Source organism: Acinetobacter sp. 25-47-130 (genome assembly GCF_056779705.1).
On sequence record NZ_JBWYII010000003.1, the window covers coordinates 275,568 to 298,118 of the forward strand.

The window sequence follows — 22,551 nt, forward strand, 5'->3', positions numbered from 1 at the left end:
TAAAAGCTCGCTTAGGCGAGCTTTTTTTGTGGATCAAGATCGGGTAATTGATGAGATGATCCGACCATATAAGGATAATCAGCCATATCCAACATCGCTTGATCCTCATAAGAATTTCCATAAGCATAAATTGATTGAAATTGGTCTACATCATATTGCTTGAGTATGCGCTGTCTTTTTTCTTCGCCACTACAATCAGGAGAAGAATAATGACCCGTATAAAACTGATTAAGCACTTCAGTTTCAGTACAAATCAAATCTACATTTAAAATTTGAGAAATGGGTTTTAAATAAATATCAATGGATGCAGAGACAATCGCAATGCGGTCACCACGGAGTTGATGCTTGATCAGTTGTTCATAAATGGGTGAGTTTAAGTGTTGTTGTAATGAATGGGCGTATTCAAGTGCAATCGGATCTGCATCAGATTTAGAAAATCCAGTAAACATTGCCTTGAATAGCTTAGGGCGCATTGCGTGCGCGGGGTAGATATTTAAAAAATAGGCTTGAATCCAAGGCAGGGTTTTTAGTCCTTGCGTAACAATATGTCGTTTTGATAAGGCGTAAAAGATAAAGCTCGTAAAACTATCTTTTTCACACAGTGTTCCATCAAAATCAAATAACGCTAGGTTTTGATTCTTTTTGCTTTCTGCATACATGTTTGATATCGACCGTTAACTCGCGTAGCAAACCAGTTGGTATTGTAGTCGCGACTAAGCTTAGGACCTGAAATAACCACTTCAGGCATAATGGCATAAAATTTTTCTTTTCCAATTTTCTTTTCGTAAAGCTCAGTCACAGCTTTATAAGTTTGCGTATCTTCAAACTTTTTCTCTTTTTCTTTCTTTAAATCAGCTCGAATTTGACGAGGTGTAATAAATACATTATTTGCGGCAAATACATTGATAAGTTCTTGTTCAGATTGACTCTTTTCAGCTTTTGGATTGCCATTTTTATTGTACAGTAATAAGTCGCCATCAAGCGTTAACTCTGCTGCTGTTAATTCATTGAGCATGCTTTGGAAAGCGGCGTTACGACTTGAATACATGCCTGAATTGTAGTCTGCAAAGCGATATATGGGTTGATCATAATCTGCTGGATACATCATCAGGCGGTGAATACCATAATAGAGTCCGCCATATTGACTATAAAGGTCTGATCTTAGATCAGCGATACTTCCACCTTGGCGCTTATGATCTTTTGCATAGCTAATATGAACTTGCATAGAGCCTAAAGTGGTAATGGGATTTAGTTTTTCACCAATATCTTGACCAACGAGTTTAGCTGCACCAGTAAGTGCACTGACATGGTAGTGTTTTGCCATGTGAGCAAAAATCTCACGATACAATTCATCTAATTCTCGTTCGGTAGACACTTTCCGCATTTGTTTCAGATAGTTGTCTTCAGGGGTTGGCTGATTTTTTAAGACCTCTTGGAAATAGCCCGCAACTGTGCCTCCGATACTATCCCCTAATTTATCTTTAAATTTTTCATCTAAACGATCATCAATTTCTTTAACTGCTTTGGCACCTAGTCCGGGTACATGAGGATCTGCAACAAAATTAGATTCTTGATCGACTACAGCAATAATGGTACACACATTTTCTTTCGTTTGAGGTATACCAAGTTGCTCCGTTATTTTATAAATATCCTCGGCCCATGAACCACGATTATTAACGCGGCCAGGAATGAGTTTTGAGATTTGTTCCGCATCAATCGTTTTGTCTTGTGTGTTCCACCACGATGAGTCATCACAAGCACTCATGAATAAACTTAATGTAGCAACACTACAGGCTTTAAAAATTACATTAGAGCGAAAGCTATTTTTCATAAATGCAAAGTATCAGCGATAAAGATTCTAGCGAAGTATACTATTTCATTCACGATTTGTGAGAACTTATATGTATACAAGATGATGGCAGCATGCTTCAAATCAAAATCTAAGTTTTGAGCTTAAGTTCATCCATTAACATTCAAGCAAAATGAGATAAAACATATTTTTAGTTTCAAACGTTATATAATTTAATGCTTGTATCCAATTTCAATCTCTCAATGAGTGCAGATTTAAAAAGTTAAGCATTCTGAAACTGTTTCATCATCATTGGTATTATTCATGTCTCAACATCCTGTGATCCGTGATTTATTTGATCGCGAAAAAACAACTCCTGTTTTTGTAGCACCCATGGCAGGTGTAACGGATCGACCATTTAGAACCTTGTGTAAATATTTTGGTGCAGGACATGCAGTTAGTGAAATGATGACTTCTGACAAAACGCTGCGTATGAGCAAGAAAAGTCTCTACCGAGCCAACTTTGATGGAGAAATTGCTCCAATTTCAGCACAAATAGCAGGATCAGACCCACGGGATTTAGCTGAAGCTGCACGATATCAAGTGTCAAATGGTGCTCAAATCGTTGACATCAATATGGGCTGTCCAGCGAAAAAGGTGTGCAATAAATTAGCAGGTTCTGCACTACTACAGGATGAAGACTTGGTAGCCAGAATTTTAGATGCGGTGGTCGAGGCAGTAGATGTCCCTGTAACACTTAAAACGCGCTTAGGATTTTTAAACGGACATGAAAATATTATGCGTGTGTCGAAGCGCGCAGAACAAGCGGGTATTGCAGCTCTAGCATTGCATGGTCGTACACGGGAAGATATGTATTTAAATACTGCACGTTATGATCTAATTAAAGAAGTGAAGCAAAATATCTCTATTCCAGTCATTGCAAATGGAGATATTGATAGCCCAGAAAAAGCCAAGTATGTATTAGATCATACTGGTGCTGATGCCGTGATGATTGGCCGAGCTGCACAAGGTCGTCCATGGATTTTTAGAGAAATTGCTCATTATTTAAAAACGGGACAGCCACTTGCAGCCCCATCGATTGCTGAAGTAAAAGAAGTTCTATTGGGTCATTTGAATGAGCTATATGAATTTTACGGTGAGTATTCAGGCTGTCGTATTGCACGTAAACATATCGCGTGGTACACCAAAGGTCTCCACTCAAGTAATGAATTTCGTCAGAATATGTACAAAGTAGAAAGTACAGCGGAACAAGCCAAGGTCGTAGCCAATTATTTCGATTTACTTTTGTCAGAAGGGCAAATTATGAGTGATGTTCAAGTGGAATCTGTGGATTTATTAAAATCAGGTTGAGTTTCTATATGTCAGCACTCAACTCAGATAAGTTATTCATACATTCTACTGTTGAGATTCAAGAGGTTGTAAATTTATTTCAGAATCCGATTTTTTCTCTTCAGAAGAATGTAATTGATCTTGATTTAAATTCTGAGTATCTAGCTGCTCAATATTATGTTGAGTGGACTGATCATTATCTTGAGCATGTGAATAGGTGTCTATTCCGAATCCAATCGCCACAAGTGCTAATAATACAAAACCCATACTTTTCGCTACATAATTTAACAATTTATTGTAAATTAAAAAACTACAGCTCGATATGGGTTTTATCGATTATTTAAGCATCATATTGATCAATTTCTAATATGATTTGATTGATTAAATCAGGCGCTTCTAAAGCTCTGATTTGATTTACATTACTTCCTGCCCAGAATGCACCGAAGCTTTCATCATTATTGGTTAATGCTGTTGCATTAAGTTGTTTACCTAAATCATATGCATAAGGGTAGGGAGCAACTAACTCACGCTGAGGTAAATCTACGAGAGTTGACCAACTGTTGATTATCCCTCTCGCTGGTCGCCCAGAGATGCTTGAAGTGATTTGAGTTAAAGGCTTGCTTAATAATGCATTACGATAAGCAGCATTAGCAGCTGAACTCTTGCATTGTACAAATGCAGTACCGAGTTGTACGGCTGAAGCTCCGAGATTCATCATATATTTAGCTTGAAATCCATTCATGATTCCACCAGCTGCTACGACAGGTATCTTGCAGGTAGGAACAAGTAATTTTATTAAATCTGCTGTTTTGATTGCACTGTCAAAATGCTCATTAAAAATACCACGGTGTCCTCCCGCTTCAATACCTTGTGCAATGATGATATCAATCCCAGCGTCTTCAATTGCTCTAGCTTCCGCTAAGTTCGTTGCTGATACCATCGTAATAATACCAACCTCTTTGAGGGCAGCTATTTGATGTGCATGAGGTATCCCAAAGTGAAAACTCACCGCCTTAGGTCGAGTTTCCAAGACTAAATCTAAAAAATCATCAGTATCTAAAAAACTGGGGTAAATACATTTTAATTCTTTGGGTGGTTCAGTATTAAAGTTATCAAAGTGGGGTTTTAGATAATTTATCCAATTTAGATTCCGTTCAGAATCAAGTTCAGTTGGTTTGTGGCAAAAGAAATTCACCTGAAAGGGTAAATCTGTTAATTTTTGAGTTGCAACTATTTGTTGTCGAGCATTTTGGATACTGGCAGCACCTAAACCAAGAGACCCCAATCCACCTTGATTGGATACTTCAGCTGCCAGTTCTGGTGTGGATACCCCAGCCATTGGCGCTAAAAAAATGGGGTGCTGAATGGATAATTGTTCGAGTAAAGACATAATCAAGCTCCATGATTCAATTTCACTTTGCACAATCATGGTCAGAGAATCAAATTATATTCATTATTTAGTGCGAAAATGCAAAGCGTCAAACTGTGTCGCATGAGTGATCACTGACATTTGGTAGAATAAATAAACAATTATAATATTCGAAATCTCATTGCTTCCCCATACATATATGTCTGATCGTATCCGTGAAAAATTACAGATTTTAGCTGATGCTGCCAAATATGATGTGTCTTGTTCCTCAAGTGGTAGTAACCGCAAGAACAAAGATAAAGGTCTTGGTAATACAGGTTCCGGAATTTGCCATAGTTATACCGAAGATGGTCGCTGTGTTTCATTATTAAAAATTTTATTCTCAAATGTCTGTATTTATGATTGTGCGTATTGTGTCTCTCGCCGTTCAAATGACGTAAAGCGAGCAGCATTTACCGTCCAAGAAGTGGTAGATCTGACCATTAATTTTTATCGTCGAAACTATATAGAAGGGTTATTTTTAAGTTCAGGAATTTTTAAATCCGCGGATCACACCATGGAGAGAATGCTTCAAGTCGTAAAAAAATTAAGGCTTGAAGAAAATTTTAATGGATATATTCATCTCAAAACTATTCCGGGCGCTTCTCAAGAGATTATTCATGAGGCTGGACTGTATGTCGATCGGATGAGCATTAACTTGGAAATGCCGACAGAAGAAGGCTTGGTGAAATTTGCTCCTGAAAAGTCGCATGCAGAAGTGCAGAAAGATTTAGCTATTGTGAGAGACCGTTTGATTGAATTGAAAGATGAGAGAAAACTAATCAAGTCGGTTCCTAAATTTGTGCCTGCAGGTCAGACAACACAAATGGTGGTCGGTGCGCATCACGAAACAGATCGTGATGTAATCTTGATGGCTGACAAGCACTATAAAGATTTTAAATTAAAACGGGTGTATTACTCAGGATATATTCCTATCAATCCAGAAGAGGCTGCTTTGCCTGCTGTAGGTTCTGCACCGCCGTTATTGCGAGAAAATCGCTTATATCAATCAGATTGGTTAATGCGTTTTTATGGATTTGAAGCCAACGAAATTGTGGATGAAGCACACCCTAATTTAGATTTAGAGGTTGATCCTAAATTAGGTTGGGCTTTAAGACATCCAGAGCAGTTTCCAGTGGATATCAATACTGCTGAATATAAAATGATTTTGCGTGTTCCTGGCATTGGTGTGAGATCTGCTAAGAAAATTGTACAGGCTCGCCGATTTGGAAAAATTCATATCGATCAGTTAAAGCGCTTAGGCGTTGCTTATAATCGTGCTCAGCATTTTATTCGATGTGCTGATACACCTAAGTTTAAAAGAGAACAGCACGCTCATCAGATCCGCCAGCAAATTTTACAAAGTGGGCAATCAAAATATGTGAAACAACTGTCACCTCAACTAGGATTTGGGTTTTAAATGGCTGTGTATGTTTTTGATGGTACCATGACTGGGTTGCTGTGCTGTGTTTTTAGAGCTTTTCAATTCAAAGAGTTCGACGTAAAAGTTCAAACTGAAGGAAACGCTCACCAGAGTTTGTTTGATGAGTCAGTCCGAGTTTACAGTGAAGAAAAGCAAGCTGAACGAGTCTGGCAAGGTTTAAAATCTAAAATTTCTGCTTCAAGTTTACGTAATTGGTATTTTACTTTTTTGTCTGAGCAGGAAGTGGCATACCAACATCTATTTGATTATTCCATTTATATCTTTAAGCACCAATATGCCGTTGAAAAAAATTTCGGTCATCGTGATGTTTTAGCGCTTGCACAATGGGCTAAACAAGTTGGTCGTGAAAAGCACCGAATGGAGGCATTTGTTCGCTTTAAAAAGTGTAAGGATGGTTTATTTTTATCATTAGTAAGACCAGATTTTAATGTTCTGCCTTTAATCTCTAAGCATTTCAAAGCACGTTATCAAGACCAGCGTTGGTTAATTTATGATGAAAAGCGACGCTACGGAATTTACTATGATTTGAAGCAAGTCCATCAAGTTAATTTGAATGCAGCCGAAATTGATCAAAATATCCATATAGGTTCTAGTCAATCATTCATGATTGAACTCGATGATCAAGAAGAGCTATATGATCAACTTTGGAAGGATTATTTTAAGAGTGTAAATATAGTGGCACGTGATAATCCTAAGTTGCATGTTCAATACGTACCTAAAAGGTATTGGAGATATATGAATGAAAAGCAGGTTTAGTATGATTTTTTAAAAATAAGTTATTGAATTTATTTGATAAAATATAATAAAAACAATTTTGTAAGAGTGTTTTAAATTTATACTACTAAAATTATTAATATTTTTTGATTATATTTCTTTAAGGGTTATTTACATAAGATATTGAATTATATATTTATATATATTGTTCTTAGATTGCATTGAAATTTAATTATACTTTATAGGTATATATTGGGTCATAAAATAAAATTATTTGTATTTTTAATATTCAAAATTAACTTATAAATTTTTAATTTTCATTTTTTTTCTAAAAATATCAAAACTTAATTTTATATGAGTTAATTTTTATGACGATTCATATTTAGTCATCTCAGCACAATTGGACTCTATAAATCTTTTTTTTCTTAGACTAATAGTTAAGCCCGACTTTTTCATTCAAAAAGTGAATGTCACTAGAATTTCGACCTTTGAAATTATTTAACGCGCAATTCATTTTTGAGTGTGAAATTTATTGCATTTAACAATGGATTCACTTTTTTGAATTAGAAGGGTCTTCCATGGATATTCACGTTGATGAGCAATCTCAACCACCTAAGAAGCAAAAGTTTTATCAAATTTTATATGTTCAAGTCATCTTTGCAATTATTGCGGGTGTCACACTTGGACATTTTATGCCGGAGTTGGGGGCAAGTTTAAAACCTCTTGGCGATGCTTTTATTAAAATCGTCAAAATGATCATTGCACCCGTTATTTTCTTGACTGTGGTCACGGGTATTGCTGGTATGACGAATATGGGCGCAGTGGGGCGAGTGACGGGTAAAGCAATGGCTTACTTTTTAACTTTCTCTACGCTTGCGCTGATTGTGGGCATGATTGTTGCCAATCTTATTCAGCCGGGTAAAGGTCTTAATATCGATCCTGCTGCTTTAGAAGGTGACAAAGTTTCAACTTATGTTGAAAAAGCTCAGGATGCCTCTATTGTTGACTTCTTCATGAATATCATACCAAAGACTTTAATCAGTCCTTTAGCGGGTGGGGATATTCTTCAGGTTTTATTTGTTGCTGTGTTATTTGGTTTAGCGCTTGCAGCGGTGGGTGAAAAAGGGAAACCAATTACAGATTTCTTAACGACACTGACCGCTCCAGTATTTTACCTTGTCGGTATGTTAATGAAACTAGCTCCAATTGGTGCATTTGGTGCGATGGCGTATACGATTGGTGCTTTCGGTATTTCAAGTATTGGAAATTTACTATTATTAATCGTAACGTTCTATATTACTTCACTTTTATTTGTTCTGCTTATTCTGGGAGCAGTTGCACGTTACAATCGATTTTCTATCATTGATCTCATCCGCTATATCAAAGATGAATTATGGTTAGTATTAGGTACGAGCTCTTCTGAAGCTGCACTGCCAACGCTGATGAATAAAATGGAAAAAGCGGGTTGTGAAAAGTCGGTCGTTGGTTTGGTCATTCCAACTGGATATTCATTTAATTTAGATGGTACAAATATCTATATGACGATGGCTGCTCTTTTTATTGCTCAAGCCTGTAATATCGATTTGACCATTTGGGAACAGATCACGATTTTGTTGGTTGCGATGATTAGTTCAAAAGGGGCTGCAGGTGTAACGGGTGCGGGCTTTATTACTCTGGCAGCTACATTATCCGTTGTTCCAGCATTACCTGTTGCAGGGATGGCACTTATTTTAGGTATCGATCGTTTCATGTCTGAATGCCGCGCATTAACTAATCTTGTTGGCAATGCTTGTGCAGCAATCGTTGTAGCACGTTGGGATAATGCATTAGATAAAGAACAATTAGATGCAACTTTGAAAAATAAAGTAGAGGCTTGACTTCACTTTTAATATCTAAATCTTAAGCCCATCTTCGGATGGGTTTTTATATAGATGATGCAGCATTTAACAAACTCAAAGTAAGCACAGTAAGACTTATTATAAGAACAAACTTTGGTGACTTAGCTGATTTCAATCGGCTGAAATTTAATACTCCTTTCTTTTTCTTATTCTATTAAGTGGTTGTAATTGCACTATAGAAAGATAAAAACGCCCAATTGAAATTAGGCGTTCTCAAATATCGATATTTGCTGATTAGCAACCTGTAAGTTTTTCAGGCTGAGGCTTTTCATTCGGGAAAAATAGTGGACGAAGTTTCACACCTATACCATTACCAATAAAAGCGAAAATCAGCCATAACCACCCATGTAGACTGCCTGATGCAATGCCGCTCAAATAAGCACCGATGTTACAACCGTATGCTAATCGAGCGCCATAACCCAACATGATCCCCCCAATGACTGCTGCTAGAATTGAGCGTTTAGGGATATTAAGACTCGGTGCAAATTTTCCAGCGAGACCTGCTGCAAGTAAAGCGCCGAGCATGATGCCAAAATTCATCATAGAGGTGATATCAAACCACAACGAATTTGCTAAAGCTTTAGCATTTCCAGGTTGTTGCCAATAGTCCCAAGCTGTTACATCAATTCCGACTAATGTTGCACCTTTCGCTGCCCATACTGCGAGTGCAGATGTGACACCCCATGGGCGACCAGCCAATGCAAGCGTGGCGAAATTAAGCAGGGTGAGAATAATACCACCCCAAATTAAAGGCCATGGTCCCTTTAGGAAACGTTTCCAGCCTTGATGTGCTGCAACAGGTTCTTGTTCAAGCTGACCGTGGCGTTTTTTCTCGAAGTAGACTGTTGCTAATGCGATCAAACCAAATAGCACGAAATTGAGTATTAGCGCTGGAATAACACCAAAGCTTTGTACTACTGAAATAGGGGCTAAGTGTGGCAGTGCAAACCACCATTCAATATGTGAAGTAGCGATCAGTGAGCCTAAACAGAAAAAGAATAGAGTGATCAGCATACGTGAGCTACCACCACCGACTGTATAGAGTGTCCCAGATGCGCAACCACCACCCAGTTGCATGCCAATTCCGAAAATAAATGCACCAATCATCACGGACATCGATACGGGATTGACGTTGCCTTTAACGGGTTGACCAAATAATTCACCTGCACCTAAAGCTGGGAAGAAGAGCAGCACTGCCAGTGCGAGCATAATCATTTGTGCACGTAAACCACGACCTTTGCGTTCTTTAATAAAAACGCGCCAGCTCGATGTAAAACCAAATGATGCATGGTAGAGCGTCATACCAAGCGCACCACCAATAAGGAATAACAGGGCTTGATTAATTCCCACAATTTGATAAGCACTAAGGGTGCCTACAATCAATAAAACAATAGCGATCCAGACCGATGAGTGTGATCGGTCAGATTGAGCTGCAATAATGGACATGAAGATAAGAAACGCTGATAAAACACATCAGTATTTTAATTGATTGATTGTGGGTTGATAGTCCTACACTGCATTTATGCATTAAATGCTGCTGAGTAATATTGATTTTATATATTTGTAATTCTTATATGTTAGCCGACATGTACATTAAACAGTGAGCCAATCCAACTTGAAAATGCCATCGCTGCGATTCCCCAAAGCGTAATTCGCAATGCAGATTTTACTTTAGACGTTCCAGCAAAATATCCAGATAAAGCCCCTAGAATAAATAACGCTAAAATGCAAAAAAAGGCAACACTGTATTCTAAATATGCAGGAGGACTGATCAGTATAGCGATCATAGGGCAAGCTGCACCTATTGAAAAGGCGGTGGCAGAAGACCAAGCGGCTTGAAAAGGTTGAGCTGTTGTATTTTCATGAATACCAATTTCATCGCGTGCATGTGCAGCTAACGCATCATGCTCGCTCAGTTGTATAGCAACTTGATGAGCAAGTTCGGGTGATAATCCTCTTTGTACATAAATATGCGTTAATTCTTTCAGTTCGATTTGTGGATTGCGTGCTAACTCACTTGCTTCAAACTTTAGATCAGCTTCTTCAATATCAGACTGAGATTTTACCGAAATATATTCACCAGCTGCCATGGACGTTGCGCCTGCAATCAAACCAGCAATACAAGTGATTAAAAGGGTATGTTGATTCGCGCCACTTGCTGCCATCCCCATGATTAAACTAGTGACTGAAATTATACCGTCGTTGGCACCAAGAACAGCAGCTCTTAACCAACCTGTGCGATGTATATAATGTGGTTCTGTATGATGTGAATAGCTCATAGGATTTTGTCTTATTATCTGAAAATGTTATTCAAAAAAGAGTTGTTATTCATACAGTATAGGCTTGATTCGTATCTTGGGGCTGTAAAATTGCTCTGTTAGAGAAAAAATTAAAGCCTCTAAAGAGGCTTTAATTGGTAGAACTCAAATTATTGTTGAGCTTTTTCTTTTACATTCGCTGCACCTTCTTCTACAGCTGCTGCTGCATTAGCAGTTGCTTCTTTAGCCGCTTCTGAAGCGTTGTGCGCAGCATTTTCAGCATGTGCAGCAGCATTATCTGCAGCTTGCGCTGTCGCATCAGCAGCATTGTCGACTGCAGTTGCAGTTGATTGAGCTGCATCTTCAGTCGCATTCTGAATATCTGCACCTGCTTGTTCAGCGGCATTTTCTAAATGTTCACCAGTTGTCGCGCCAGTTTCAGGAGCTTTATCCTTATTACACCCAACCAAAGCAACTGTAGCAGCAAGACCTAAAGCAACAAGAATCTTATTCATTTTATCTTCCTTTTTTAATTCAATGAGTATCCAAGTAGCATGGATGAGAACAATATAAGCAGATTTTAAATAAAGTTTTATTCAAAAATTGTAAAGATAATATTGGCTTATAAAAGAGCCCCGAGAAAGAGTTTTCTCAGGGCTACACTTTAGTGTGGTATGTTAAGGCTTAAATTACTGTCCAGAACGAATGATGTAATCAAACGCTGACAGTGATGCTTTCGCGCCTTCACCAGTGGCAATGATGATTTGTTTATAAGGTACTGTTGTACAGTCACCCGCAGCAAATACACCTTTTACATTGGTTTCGTTGCGATCGTTAATCACAATCTCACCACGGTTGGTCAACTCAACTTGAGTTTCTTTTAAGAAATCCGTGTTGGGTAACAAACCGATTTGTACGAAGATTCCCGCCAATTCGACAGTGTGTTCTTCATCCGTCGCACGATCTTTGTATTTCAGTGCAGTGACTTGTTTGCCATCACCCACAACTTCTGTAGACAGCGCATTTTTGATGACAGTCGTGTTAGGTAAGCTGTTCAATTTATCTTGAAGGACTTGGTCAGCACGTAGTTTGGTATCAAACTCAACTAAAGTGACATGCTCAACAATACCCGCAAGGTCAATTGCCGCTTCTACACCAGAGTTACCACCACCGATCACAGCCACACGTTTACCTTTGAACAATGGACCATCACAATGTGGGCAGTACGCAACACCACGTGTTTTGTATTCTTGCTCACCTGGTACATTCATTTCTCTCCAACGTGCACCTGTAGACAGGATGACCGTTTTCGATTCAAGTTTTGCACCATTCTCTAAAGTCACTTCAACTAAACCGTTGGCAGTTTCATCCGCACCTTTGATGTCAGACACACGTTGTAAGTTCATGATGTCGACACCGTATTCACGAACGTGTGCTTCCATTTCAGCCGCAAACTTAGGACCTTGCGTCTTTTGCACTGATGTAAAGTTTTCAATATCCATGGTGTCCATGACCTGACCACCCATGCGCTCAGCAACGATTCCTGTACGGATACCTTTACGAGCCGCATAGATTGCAGATGTGTTACCTGCAGGACCACCACCGATCACAAGCACGTCAAATGCATCTTTGGCATTGAGTTTTTCAGCATCTTTCGCTGCAGAGTTAGTATCGAGCTTCGCAACAATTTCTTCCAATGTCATACGACCTTGACCAATATGTTCGTTGTCTTGGAACACCATTGGGACAGCCATGATTTTGCGTTCTTCTACTTCGTCTTGGAAGAATGCACCATCAATCATGGTTGCAGTTGTGCCAGGGTTGTAGATTGCGATCAAATTAAGTGCTTGAACCACATCTGGGCAGTTATGACAGCTTAAAGATACGAATACGTCAAAGTCAGATTTGATTTCTAAAGCTTTGATGGATGCCAATACTTCATCAGATACTTTTGGTGCATAACCAGAAGTTTGTAGCAATGCCAAAATCAAAGAAGTGAACTCATGACCCATTGGTAAACCTGCGAAGAAGACACGCGGTTCTTCACCTGCTTTTGCAATACCAAAGCTCGGCGCACGTTTATTTTGACCATCAAAACGAGCTGTGACGAATGGAGAAAGTGCTGCCACTTCTTCCACAAGTTCTTTGATTTTTGCAGATTTGTCTGAATCATTTAAAGTCGCAACCAGTTCGATTGGACCTTCAAGGCGTTCTAAAAGCGTTTTTAATTGAGCTGAAGTATTTTGATCTAACATTGCTAACGTCTCCAAAGGAGTAATAATTCATTCGATACAGGTATACTAAGACAATTGATTGAATAGATAAAACAGTTTGTTTTTATAAGTTCAATCGGAAAAATAAATTTAATCAAAGTCTTTGGTGTAGATGTATGAAAGTATTGAGTTAAAACTTGAATTTTCAAGTATAAAAGCAATTTCAATTCAGATATTTACATTAAAATTATTTTAATAGATATGAGCGAGGACCAATTATGACCTTAGAGAGAGGCATTTATAAACACTATAAAGGACAACTTTATCAAGTCCTGCATGTAGCGACGCATAGTGAAACTCAAGAAAAGCTTGTGGTCTATCAATGCCTTTATGGAGATTATTCAATATGGGTAAGACCATTATCGATGTTTACGGAAAGCATTTATCTAGAAGATGATGATCGTGAAATTGAACGTTTTAAATTGATTCAAAAATTATGATGATTGTCATAGTAAAGACTTTATCTTTGATTAGTTTATAGAAATCTATTCAATGAGAATATGTCATGAATGCTGAATTTCTAAGTCAAATGCAAAGTTTATATCAGCAGTTAATTCAACATGATGCATATCAAACTGATCGCGATCTGAGATATCGAAATATAAAACCAGAATCTGCCCATTATATTTCGATGCTTATTAAGATCCAGACCTCTAAACGAATTCTTGAAATAGGAACTTCGACAGGATATTTAACATTATGGATGGCGGAGTCGGTTTCGGATTATCAGGGTCGAGTGACGACGGTTGATATAAACTCAAAAAGAACAGCACTTGCGACTCAGTACGCCAAACAGTTTAGTTTAGATCACCTTATTGATTTTATCAGCAGTGATGCAATTGATTTATTAATTAATGAAGGCGATGTGTATGACTTAATTATCTTAGATGCGAATCGACATGCATATCCTGATTATTGGCAATATTTAAAAAAGGTACTACATCCTGAACATGGCGTAATACTTGTAGATAAAGTGATTTCCCATGCTGCTGAAATACAAAGTTTTTTAAAGGATGTTAAGGCTGATCCTGATTTTTGCACGATGACGCTGAATATTGGGTGTGGATTATTGATGATTACGCGGAATTGATGGTGATTGAGAATTTGATGGATTGAACACAAAAAAACCACGCAAAGCGTGGTTTTTTTAGTGCTATCTAATGAATTAGATTTTACCAACTAGATCGATTGAAGGAGCAAGAGTTGCATCGCCTTCTTTCCATTTAGCAGGGCAAACTTCGCCTGGGTGAGCGTGAACGTATTGAGCTGCTTTAACTTTACGAAGAAGTTCTTGAGCATCACGACCGATACCACCAGCGTTGATTTCAACGATTTGGATTTTACCTTCTGGGTCGATTACGAAAGTACCACGGTCAGCAAGACCAGCAGATTCGATTAGAACTTCGAAGTTTTTAGAAAGAGTCCAAGTTGGATCGCCGATTAATGGGTATTGGATTTTACCAATTACGTCAGAAGTGTCGTGCCAAGCTTTGTGAGTGAAGTGAGTGTCAGTAGAAACACCGTAGATTTCCACGCCTAATTTTTGGAATTCAGCGTAGTTGTCAGCAAGGTCACCAAGTTCAGTTGGGCAAACGAAAGTGAAGTCAGCAGGGTAGAAAAATACTACAGACCATTTGCCTTTAAGATCAGCTTCAGTCACGTCTACGAATTGACCGTTGTGGTAAGCTGTAGCTGCGAATGGTTTAACTTCAGTATTAATTAAGCTCATCATTGTCTCCATGATTGAGGTTAGTCTTTAATTTTCAATTAGAGTATCGAACTTTCGTTCTGTGCTGAAATGGTATTTTTACATTACAAAAATCGGAAAAACCGAATTATGTAAATTGATTGCCATTTAAGTTTGTCATCTGTCTTCCTTGTAACACATCAAAATGATGTATTCGTGACAGGGTGAGAAAATTTCACATGCCTACCAACATGAAGACACTGAAGTGAAAATTCAAGGGTAAATATAAAAAAAACCATCATTATTTTAGATTTAGTTTTTCAAAAATATAAAAAGCCACATGAAAATTTCAAAAATTGTATGAATTGTCACATAACGCGGCTGACTTGTTTCTATTTCAACATAAGATCATTTTAAGCTTTATATTCTCATTTAATCTAAAAAAATAGTCCGATTCAGATTTGGGATAATCTTTGAAAATGAGTAGAATAAAGCGTTTCGTAATTGATATAGGGCTAAAACTTGGCAACGATAGGGTTAAATGTAGAACAAATGGTGATGGCACGAGATCTTCATCGTTTAAATCGACTACGCAAAGGAAAAGATGCCAATGAAAAGCAATATCAAGAACTTTTTGAAAAATCAAATTTAAAAGTACAACAGCGTATTCAACGCATTCCTAATATCAAACTTAATCAAGATTTACCTGTTACCCAATATGCAGACAAATTGATTGAGGCCATTCAAAAACATCAGGTCATTATCGTTGCGGGTGAAACAGGTTCAGGTAAAACAACTCAGCTTCCTCAGATAGCCATGCTTGCGGGGCGTGGTTTAACAGGGTTAATTGGTCATACCCAGCCACGACGATTAGCTGCGCGCAGTGTATCGCAACGTATTGCAGAAGAGGTGGGTGAAAAACTCGGTGAGTCTATTTCATTTAAAGTAAGGTTTAACGAACAGGGTTCACAGGACTCTATCGTTCGTTTAATGACAGATGGTATTTTGCTGGCTGAATTGGCTCATGATCGTTTCTTAACCAAATATGACACCATTATTATTGATGAAGCACATGAGCGCTCGCTCAATATTGACTTCATCATGGGCTATTTAAAACAGCTCTTGCCACGTCGTAAAGATCTTAAAGTCATCATCACATCTGCAACTTTAGACGTTAATCGTTTTTCAAGTTACTTCAATAACGCACCGATCTTTGAGGTTGAAGGTCGTAGTTTTCCTGTAGAAGTGCGTTATCGTCCGATCTCTGAAATGAGTATTGTAGGAAGTGATGATGATGAGTTTGATGACTTTGAAGAAAACCTACCGCGCGCAGTAGTATCAGCTGTTGAAGAATGTTTCAAAGATGCACAGGAAAAAGGTCATCCTGAACACGCAGATATTTTGATTTTTGCCAGTACGGAACAAGAGATTCGTGAGCTACAGGAAACTTTAATCAAACATGGACCTCGTCATACAGAAGTTCTACCTTTGTATGCGAGACTAGCGTTATCTGAACAACAAAAGATTTTTAATCCTGCTGGTGGTGGACGGCGTATCATTATTGCCACCAACGTTGCGGAAACTGCATTGACCGTTCCAAACATACGTTACGTCATTGATAGTGGCTTTGCACGTATCTCTCGTTATAACTATCGTTCTCGCGTTCAGCGTTTACCGATTGAAGCGATTTCTCAAGCAGCAGCCAATCAGCGTAAAGGTCGTTGTGGTCGTATTGCACCGGGTGTGTGTATTCGACTGTATTCAGAAGAAGACTTTTTAAGTCGTCCTGAATTTACTGAACCTGAAATCAAACGTACTAATTTGGCATCTGTTATTTTGCAGATGCAGAGTTTAGGTCTTGGAACACTCGAAGATTTTGACTTTATTGAACCGCCTGATCATCGTCTCGTCAATGATGGTCGTAAACTGCTGATTGAACTCGGGGCGATGACGGAAAAGAGTAATCCTTCTCTTGCGGCTAAAACAGCCTCATCTTTAGATAAAGGTGGACTTCAAGGCAAAGGCGATTCTCTCACCAAAATTGGTCAACAAATGGCAAAAATGCCAATTGATCCAAGACTCGCACGTATGATTTTGGGGGGTGCTCATTTTGGGGCGCTCAATGAAGTATTGATTATCGTGGCAGCGTTAGCTGTTCAGGATCCAAGAGAGCGTCCTGCTGATAAACAAATGCAAGCGGATCAGAAGCATGCCTTGTTTCGTGAAGCCGACTCTGACTTTCTGTTCTATCTCAAATTATGGGATGCGTTGGTTGCAAATCGGGAGATGAGTGAAAATAAGCGTCGAACATTTGCACGTAATCATTTCTTGAGTTGGCTACGCTTGAGAGAATGGAAAAAAACTCATGAGCAATTGGTTGATTTAGCCCAAGGTCTAAAACTGTCATTCAATGAAAAGAAAACCAGTTATGAAAACCTGCACCGTGCTTTACTAACTGGTTTATTGTCGTTTATTGCCAATAAAACCGATGAACGCAATGTGTTTATGGCAGTACGTCAGCAAAAAGCGCGTGTATTCCCAGCATCAACTTTGCATAAAACCAATACACCATGGGTCATGGCATTTGAGATGGTAGAAACCTCTCAGGTGTATTTACGAACACTGGCAAAAATTGAGCCTGAGTGGATTTTGCTAGCTGCACGTGATTTAGTGAAACATCATTACTTTGAACCGCATTGGTCGAAAAAAGCAGGTGTAGTTAACGCATATGATCAAATTTCACTGTTTGGTTTGATTATTGAACCTAAGCGTCAAATCAATTATGAAAAGGTCGATCAAACTGCGGCGCATGAAATTTTCCTTCGCGATGCTTTAACGACGGGCCATCTGGGGATTACACCACCATTTTTAAAACATAACTTGCTTAAACTAGAAGAAGTTGAGCGAGTTGAAGACAAATTGCGTCGTCGTGATTTGGTGGTAGACGAAGAGACGATTTATCAGTTTTATGCAGCAAAAGTGCCTGAAGATGTCGCGAGTCGGCGTAGTTTTGAAGATTGGCGTGCAACAGTTGAGCCTCAAAATCCACGTTATTTGTTCATCGATGACGATGCTTTATGGCTTAACGATCGTCCAACTACCCAACAGTTTCCTGATTACTTACGTAATGGGGACCTTCGTTTAGCGGCAAGTTATCGATTTGACCCAAGCCATGATGAAGATGGTGCGACAGTCAAGATTCCACTACAGGCCCTGCCACAAGTAGATGAAAACTTATGGTCATGGGGCATTCCAGGTTGGCGTCTTGATTTGATTGAAGCACTATTAAAAGCTCTTCCAAAAGATAAGCGTCGTGGCTTGGTACCTATACCAGATACTGCGCGTAAACTGATGTCCAAAATAGATGCGCAAGATTTACAAAAGCATATTTTTAGTTTTTTAGTTTTTCAATTGAGAGGCGAACAGATCACTGAAAAAGATTTTAATGTAGATCGAATTGAACAATATCTTTTACCGCTCATTAAAGTCATCGATGAAAAAGGACGAGTGATTGAGCAAGGTCGCGATTTATCTGAATTAAAAGCACGCTGTCGTACTGAAACGCATAGTCCAGTCAAGCAGTTAAAAGGTGAGTATCAAACTTTCCCTGAGCATTTTGTGTTTGAAGCATCGCAAAAAGTCACAGGTGTCGTCGTCAAACAATATCAAGCACTTGTACCAAGCAAGGAATTTTCTAAGCTTGAGCAAAAGGATGAGTCAGGTGTTGTCATTCAAACGTTTAATGATCAGCACGAAGCAATACGCCATCATCGTGCTGGTATTATTCGCCTGATTCATATGCAGCTAGGTGATTTGATTCGACAGCTTAAAAAACAAATTTCTAAACCACTCGCATTAGCCTATTCCCCTTTGGGTGATAAAGCTCAGTTAGAACAAATGTTAGTTTACGCAACATTGCAAATGGCTTTAGAAAAAGAGCCTGTAGATGCGCAAGATTTCCAAACAATTCTGCAGGCTGTCAAGCAGTCTTTCCTGACGCATGGTCAAAAGGTCTTGGCTGCCTTTAATGACATTTATGTACAATGGCAACAAATTCGACGCGAGTTGATGATGATTGATGCCAATGTATTTGGTAAAAATATCGATGATATTGAAGATCAACTTGATCTGATGAGTCTAGCGGATTTTGCTTATAGTAAATCTGTAGATGTGTGGATTGAATTTCCACGCTATCTTAAAGCTTTATTGATTAGGATTGATCGTTTGCCTCATAATCTCAAACGAGATGATGATGCGATTGCTCAAGTCGATCCTTGGATGGATAAATTATTTAAATATAAAAATGATCAAAAATTGAAAGAGCTATATTTTATGGTTGAAGAACTGAGAATCTCATTATTCTCTCAACCGATGAAAACCAAGATGCCAATTTCGCCAAACCGTATTCAAAAAGTATGGGAACGTCTCGGAATCAGTTAATATAGCTTTAATTTGAAATATTGAGTTACTCAAAAAAGGAGTTTTGCATGGGCATTCGTATTACAGGCACTGGCTTATTCCATCCTGAACATGTCATCACCAATGAAGAATTGGTTGAAAGTTTAAATGCTTATGTAGAAAAGTTTAATCAAGAGAATGCTGAAAAAATTGCTGCGGGCGAAATCGAAGCACGCCGTGGTTCAAGTGCAGAATTTATTGAGAAGGCTTCAGGTGTTAAAGCACGTTATGTTGTAGAGAAGGAAGGTGTATTAGATCCTAATCGTTTACGTCCAAACTTAGCAGAACGATCAGATGATGAAATTTCACTTCAAGCTGAGTGGGGTGTGATCGCTTCAAAACAAGCAATGGAAAATGCCGGTGTAACTGCTGAAGACATTGATGTTGTAATATTGGCTTGTTCAAATATGCAACGTGCATATCCTGCGGTTGCTATTGAAATTCAAACTGCATTGGGCATTCAAGGTTATGCTTATGACATGAATGTTGCTTGTTCTGCTGCAACATTTGGCTTAAAACAAGCTTATGATGCGATCAAGTCTGGTGCTCGTCGTGTGCTCTTGGTCAATGTGGAAATCACATCAGGTCATACAGATTATCGTTCACGTGATTGTCATTTCATTTTTGGTGATGTAGCGACAGCTTCAATTATCGAAGATACAGATTCTAAAACTGGATTCGAAATTTTAGATACGCAATTGTTTACGCAATTCTCTAATAACATTCGTAATAATTTTGGCTTCTTGAATCCAAGTGAAACAACCAACGCGGATGATAAACGCTTCCGTCAAGATGGCCGTAAAGTGTTTAAAGAAGTATGCCCATTGGTTGCGAAAATGATTACAAAGCAACTTGAGAAAAACCAAATCGAACCGACGAATGTTAAACGTTTCTGGTTACATCAAGCCAATGCCAGCATGAACGAGTTAATCTTAAAGCTCGTGGTGGGTAAAGCTGTTGCTGAAGCAGATCCAGACTTAGTTCCAATCATTTTAGACGAGTTTGCAAACACTTCTTCAGCTGGGGTCATCATTGCGTTACACCGAACTGCAGATCAAGTGAATGATGGTGAATACGGTGTATTATGTTCATTTGGTGCGGGTTATTCTGTTGGTTCGATACTGGTTCAGAAGCGAGTAGCTTAATTAGATAAAGAGATGTTCAATGGAAAATAAAGCATTGCAAATCCAACACCATTCTAAAATGATCCGATATGGTAGTTTGTTGCAACGTTTTTATTTTAAACCGACCTTTCTTGGTGTTGAACATCTCAATGCTGATCGACCTGCCATGTATGTGGGTAATCATACAATTTATGGCGTATTTGATACGCCAATTTTGATTGATTATCTATATACAGAGCACAAAATTAAAATTGTGAGTTTAGGTGATCACATTCATTTCAAAATACCGTATTGGAAAGATATGGTTCATAAAATGGGTGCAATTGAGGGTCTAAGAGAATACGCCAGAGATGCAATGCAACAAGGATACTCTATCCTAGTGTTTCCAGGTGGTGGGCGTGAGGTAGTAAAGCGCAAAGGGGAAGAATATCAACTCATATGGAAAGAGCGCTACGGATTCTTAAAGTTAGCTCAAGAATTTGACTACGACATTGCACCTTTTGTAGCTGTAGGTGGTGATGAAGTATTCGATTTGGCACTTGATGCCAATTATTTGCTTGAAAAAAAGTGGTTTAAAAAGCTTTTAGCTGTACCTAAAATTGGAAAAATACTCCGTCAAGGTGATGTCTTGCCTTCAATACCCAAAAATATTATTCCTAAAAGAGTCCCATTCTATTTCAAATTTTTACCACGACAATCAATCTCAAATATCAAAACAGAACAAGATTTGATTGAATTCAGAGATCAATTGCAGCAAACAATTTACGAAAATATTGCATCAACGCAGTTGATACGAGATAGATAAAGTTAAATCTTAGAAAATTATACTTTTTAATCTAATTATATTGTTGATTATAAAAATATTTTTAAAATAATATTAAAAAAATAAATTAGTGCTTTCTATTTTATATCAATTAGGTATATTATTTTAATGTAAATATTCAGTTTACTAAGCCCAAAGATTGTACTCCTCCTTGGGCTTTTTTTTATCTCAGAATAATAATAGGCGTATGAGAGCGATTTTCACTTTTTAAATTTCACACAAATTAAGGTTGAAAATCAAAGGTGAATTTTTGGCACAAAATGCAACTATAGTTGGTTTTTTAAAAATTAATAAAAACAGAATGTTATTTAAATTTTTTAGCATGCTATCAAAACAATTCTAATTTTGTAATTGCAAAATGTATGCTTCTACGACTTAGAGGTTCATAAAGAAATTTTGCATAAGTGCTTTTTTTTTGTACATTGAAAACTCAAAAAACAAAATAACACAGAGGGATTATGTCACTACAAGGAAAAACACTGTTCATTACAGGTGCAAGCAGAGGTATCGGTCGTGAGATTGCACTTAAAGCTGCAAAAGATGGTGCAAATATTGTGGTTGCTGCAAAAACGAGCACTGAACATTCGAAACTCAGTGGTACGATTCATTCTGTTGCAAAAGAAATAGAAGCAGCTGGTGGGAGAGCATTAGCGATCCAACTTGATGTGCGAGATCAAGATGCTGTCGCAGCCGCAATGAAACAGGCTGCTGAACATTTTGGTGGGATAGATGTCCTCATTAATAATGCTGGTGCGATTAATTTGAGTGGTGTTGAAACGCTTGATCCAAATCGTTTTGATCTCATGTATCAAGTTAATACTCGCGCCGTTATGGTCTGTAGTCAAGCTGCCTTGCCTTATTTAAAACAAAGTCAAAATCCACACATTCTTAGTCTCTCTCCACCTTTAAATTTAAAAGAATCGTGGTTTGCGGTTCATTCTCCTTACACTATCAGTAAATATGGCATGAGTATGTTGACCATGGGAATGAATCAAGAATTCGAACGTTATGGAATAAGTGTTAATGCCTTGTGGCCTAGAACCATTATTGCAACTGCAGCGATTGAGTTTTCTCTCGGTGGACGTGAGTTATTTAGCAAGGCTCGGACACCAGCAATCATGGCTGATGCAGCGTATGCAATCTTGACGAGTGAGAAACGTTCGATCACGGGTCGTATGATGATCGACGAAGAGATATTAAGAGAGAAAGGTGAAACTGATTTCGAAAAATATCGAGTGGAACCATCAGATGAAGAATTGATGGTTGATCTATTTGTTGATCCATAAATGAGAAAGCCCAACATTGTGTTGGGCTTTATTATTTAC

At 38.2% G+C, this 22,551-nt stretch carries 19 protein-coding genes; 10 read left to right on the forward strand and 9 right to left on the reverse strand.

The features are described from left to right. Nucleotides 1–11: 11 nt before the first annotated feature. Together AC1M83_RS07000 and AC1M83_RS07005 are read right to left on the reverse strand one after the other, a co-directional pair. On the reverse strand, nt 12–659 hold the full coding sequence (locus AC1M83_RS07000; RefSeq protein WP_481590318.1) for an HAD-IB family hydrolase: 648 nt from the start codon (nt 657–659) through the stop codon (nt 12–14). After that, entirely contained in the window at nt 626–1,831 is a 1,206-nt protein-coding gene (locus AC1M83_RS07005; RefSeq protein WP_481590319.1) for a DUF1615 domain-containing protein, read from the reverse strand. Before AC1M83_RS07005 ends, AC1M83_RS07000 begins: the two co-directional genes overlap by 34 nt. A gap of 282 nt (nt 1,832–2,113) precedes the next feature. On the opposite strand from AC1M83_RS07005, the gene dusB reads away from it, so the two are divergent. Beyond that, nucleotides 2,114–3,160 (forward strand): tRNA dihydrouridine synthase DusB, encoded by a 1,047-nt coding sequence (gene dusB / locus AC1M83_RS07010; protein WP_180028412.1) that lies wholly within the window; start codon nt 2,114–2,116, stop codon nt 3,158–3,160. A 45-nt stretch (nt 3,161–3,205) separates the two neighbouring features. On the opposite strand, the gene AC1M83_RS07015 is transcribed toward dusB, so the two are convergent. Both AC1M83_RS07015 and AC1M83_RS07020 read right to left on the reverse strand, forming a co-directional pair. Further along, nucleotides 3,206–3,406, reverse strand: coding sequence for a hypothetical protein (locus AC1M83_RS07015; protein ID WP_481590320.1), 201 nt, complete (start codon nt 3,404–3,406; stop codon nt 3,206–3,208). 73 nt (nt 3,407–3,479) lie between these two features. After that, a complete protein-coding gene (locus AC1M83_RS07020; RefSeq protein ID WP_481590321.1) occupies nt 3,480–4,529 on the reverse strand; it encodes an NAD(P)H-dependent flavin oxidoreductase in 1,050 nt (349 codons plus the stop codon). 178 nt (nt 4,530–4,707) lie between these two features. Here AC1M83_RS07020 and AC1M83_RS07025 point away from each other — a divergent pair, with 178 nt between their 5' ends. From AC1M83_RS07025 to AC1M83_RS07035, 3 genes are all read left to right on the forward strand, one after another. Continuing rightward, the gene (locus AC1M83_RS07025; protein ID WP_481590322.1) at nt 4,708–5,967 is read left to right on the forward strand and encodes a putative DNA modification/repair radical SAM protein; all 1,260 of its coding nucleotides are present in this window, start codon (nt 4,708–4,710) and stop codon (nt 5,965–5,967) included. Continuing rightward, nucleotides 5,968–6,747: a TIGR03915 family putative DNA repair protein gene (locus tag AC1M83_RS07030; RefSeq protein WP_481590323.1), complete on the forward strand. Its 780-nt coding sequence runs from the start codon at nt 5,968–5,970 to the stop codon at nt 6,745–6,747. It begins immediately after the preceding gene. Nucleotides 6,748–7,283: 536 nt separating this feature from the next. Further along, nucleotides 7,284–8,582, forward strand: coding sequence for a dicarboxylate/amino acid:cation symporter (locus AC1M83_RS07035; RefSeq protein WP_481590324.1), 1,299 nt, complete (start codon nt 7,284–7,286; stop codon nt 8,580–8,582). Between the two features lie 255 nt (nt 8,583–8,837). On the opposite strand, the gene AC1M83_RS07040 is transcribed toward AC1M83_RS07035, so the two are convergent. The 4 genes from AC1M83_RS07040 to ahpF form a co-directional block, all read right to left on the reverse strand. Further along, on the reverse strand, nt 8,838–10,049 hold the full coding sequence (locus tag AC1M83_RS07040) for a YeeE/YedE family protein (RefSeq protein WP_481590325.1): 1,212 nt from the start codon (nt 10,047–10,049) through the stop codon (nt 8,838–8,840). Between the two features lie 131 nt (nt 10,050–10,180). Then, nucleotides 10,181–10,882 carry a VIT1/CCC1 transporter family protein gene (locus AC1M83_RS07045; RefSeq protein ID WP_180028406.1) on the reverse strand — a complete coding sequence of 234 codons (702 nt, stop codon included), beginning with the start codon at nt 10,880–10,882 and terminating at the stop codon, nt 10,181–10,183. A gap of 149 nt (nt 10,883–11,031) precedes the next feature. Then, nucleotides 11,032–11,376, reverse strand: a complete 345-nt coding sequence (locus tag AC1M83_RS07050; protein ID WP_035265393.1) for a hypothetical protein — start codon at nt 11,374–11,376, stop codon at nt 11,032–11,034. Nucleotides 11,377–11,550: 174 nt separating this feature from the next. Further along, nucleotides 11,551–13,116, reverse strand: a complete 1,566-nt coding sequence (gene ahpF / locus AC1M83_RS07055) for an alkyl hydroperoxide reductase subunit F (protein WP_481590248.1) — start codon at nt 13,114–13,116, stop codon at nt 11,551–11,553. 236 nt (nt 13,117–13,352) lie between these two features. Here ahpF and AC1M83_RS07060 point away from each other — a divergent pair, with 236 nt between their 5' ends. Then, nucleotides 13,353–13,574, forward strand: a complete 222-nt coding sequence (locus tag AC1M83_RS07060) for a DUF1653 domain-containing protein (RefSeq protein WP_481589605.1) — start codon at nt 13,353–13,355, stop codon at nt 13,572–13,574. A 65-nt stretch (nt 13,575–13,639) separates the two neighbouring features. Then, nucleotides 13,640–14,224 carry an O-methyltransferase gene (locus tag AC1M83_RS07065; RefSeq protein ID WP_481589606.1) on the forward strand — a complete coding sequence of 195 codons (585 nt, stop codon included), beginning with the start codon at nt 13,640–13,642 and terminating at the stop codon, nt 14,222–14,224. Between the two features lie 75 nt (nt 14,225–14,299). On the opposite strand, the gene ahpC is transcribed toward AC1M83_RS07065, so the two are convergent. Then, complete coding sequence (gene ahpC / locus AC1M83_RS07070; RefSeq protein WP_035270191.1) at nt 14,300–14,863, reverse strand: alkyl hydroperoxide reductase subunit C; 564 nt, start codon at nt 14,861–14,863, stop codon at nt 14,300–14,302. A 510-nt stretch (nt 14,864–15,373) separates the two neighbouring features. Between ahpC and hrpA the strand changes: the two genes are divergently transcribed. The 4 genes from hrpA (at nt 15,374) to AC1M83_RS07090 (ending at nt 22,512) form a co-directional block, all read left to right on the forward strand. Then, nucleotides 15,374–19,261, forward strand: coding sequence for an ATP-dependent RNA helicase HrpA (hrpA, locus tag AC1M83_RS07075; protein WP_481590335.1), 3,888 nt, complete (start codon nt 15,374–15,376; stop codon nt 19,259–19,261). A 47-nt stretch (nt 19,262–19,308) separates the two neighbouring features. Further along, the gene (locus tag AC1M83_RS07080) at nt 19,309–20,424 is read left to right on the forward strand and encodes a beta-ketoacyl-ACP synthase III (protein WP_481590326.1); all 1,116 of its coding nucleotides are present in this window, start codon (nt 19,309–19,311) and stop codon (nt 20,422–20,424) included. Between the two features lie 19 nt (nt 20,425–20,443). Next, complete coding sequence (locus AC1M83_RS07085; RefSeq protein ID WP_481590327.1) at nt 20,444–21,208, forward strand: lysophospholipid acyltransferase family protein; 765 nt, start codon at nt 20,444–20,446, stop codon at nt 21,206–21,208. A gap of 476 nt (nt 21,209–21,684) precedes the next feature. Continuing rightward, nucleotides 21,685–22,512 (forward strand): SDR family oxidoreductase, encoded by an 828-nt coding sequence (locus tag AC1M83_RS07090; protein ID WP_481589608.1) that lies wholly within the window; start codon nt 21,685–21,687, stop codon nt 22,510–22,512. The last annotated feature ends 39 nt before the right edge of the window (nt 22,513–22,551 follow it).

Coding starts and splice junctions, on each gene's coding strand:
- AC1M83_RS07015 (WP_481590320.1), bottom strand. CDS start 3,406: ATGGGTTTTGTATTATTAGCACTTGTGGCGATTGGATTCGGAATAGAC.
- AC1M83_RS07065 (WP_481589606.1), top strand. CDS start 13,640: ATGAATGCTGAATTTCTAAGTCAAATGCAAAGTTTATATCAGCAGTTA.
- AC1M83_RS07085 (WP_481590327.1), top strand. CDS start 20,444: ATGGAAAATAAAGCATTGCAAATCCAACACCATTCTAAAATGATCCGA.
- AC1M83_RS07035 (WP_481590324.1), top strand. CDS start 7,284: ATGGATATTCACGTTGATGAGCAATCTCAACCACCTAAGAAGCAAAAG.
- AC1M83_RS07025 (WP_481590322.1), top strand. CDS start 4,708: ATGTCTGATCGTATCCGTGAAAAATTACAGATTTTAGCTGATGCTGCC.
- AC1M83_RS07020 (WP_481590321.1), bottom strand. CDS start 4,529: ATGTCTTTACTCGAACAATTATCCATTCAGCACCCCATTTTTTTAGCG.
- dusB (WP_180028412.1), top strand. CDS start 2,114: ATGTCTCAACATCCTGTGATCCGTGATTTATTTGATCGCGAAAAAACA.
- AC1M83_RS07080 (WP_481590326.1), top strand. CDS start 19,309: ATGGGCATTCGTATTACAGGCACTGGCTTATTCCATCCTGAACATGTC.
- AC1M83_RS07040 (WP_481590325.1), bottom strand. CDS start 10,049: ATGTCCATTATTGCAGCTCAATCTGACCGATCACACTCATCGGTCTGG.
- AC1M83_RS07030 (WP_481590323.1), top strand. CDS start 5,968: ATGGCTGTGTATGTTTTTGATGGTACCATGACTGGGTTGCTGTGCTGT.
- AC1M83_RS07050 (WP_035265393.1), bottom strand. CDS start 11,376: ATGAATAAGATTCTTGTTGCTTTAGGTCTTGCTGCTACAGTTGCTTTG.
- AC1M83_RS07005 (WP_481590319.1), bottom strand. CDS start 1,831: ATGAAAAATAGCTTTCGCTCTAATGTAATTTTTAAAGCCTGTAGTGTT.
- hrpA (WP_481590335.1), top strand. CDS start 15,374: ATGGTGATGGCACGAGATCTTCATCGTTTAAATCGACTACGCAAAGGA.
- AC1M83_RS07060 (WP_481589605.1), top strand. CDS start 13,353: ATGACCTTAGAGAGAGGCATTTATAAACACTATAAAGGACAACTTTAT.
- ahpF (WP_481590248.1), bottom strand. CDS start 13,116: ATGTTAGATCAAAATACTTCAGCTCAATTAAAAACGCTTTTAGAACGC.
- AC1M83_RS07000 (WP_481590318.1), bottom strand. CDS start 659: ATGTATGCAGAAAGCAAAAAGAATCAAAACCTAGCGTTATTTGATTTT.
- AC1M83_RS07045 (WP_180028406.1), bottom strand. CDS start 10,882: ATGAGCTATTCACATCATACAGAACCACATTATATACATCGCACAGGT.
- ahpC (WP_035270191.1), bottom strand. CDS start 14,863: ATGAGCTTAATTAATACTGAAGTTAAACCATTCGCAGCTACAGCTTAC.
- AC1M83_RS07090 (WP_481589608.1), top strand. CDS start 21,685: ATGTCACTACAAGGAAAAACACTGTTCATTACAGGTGCAAGCAGAGGT.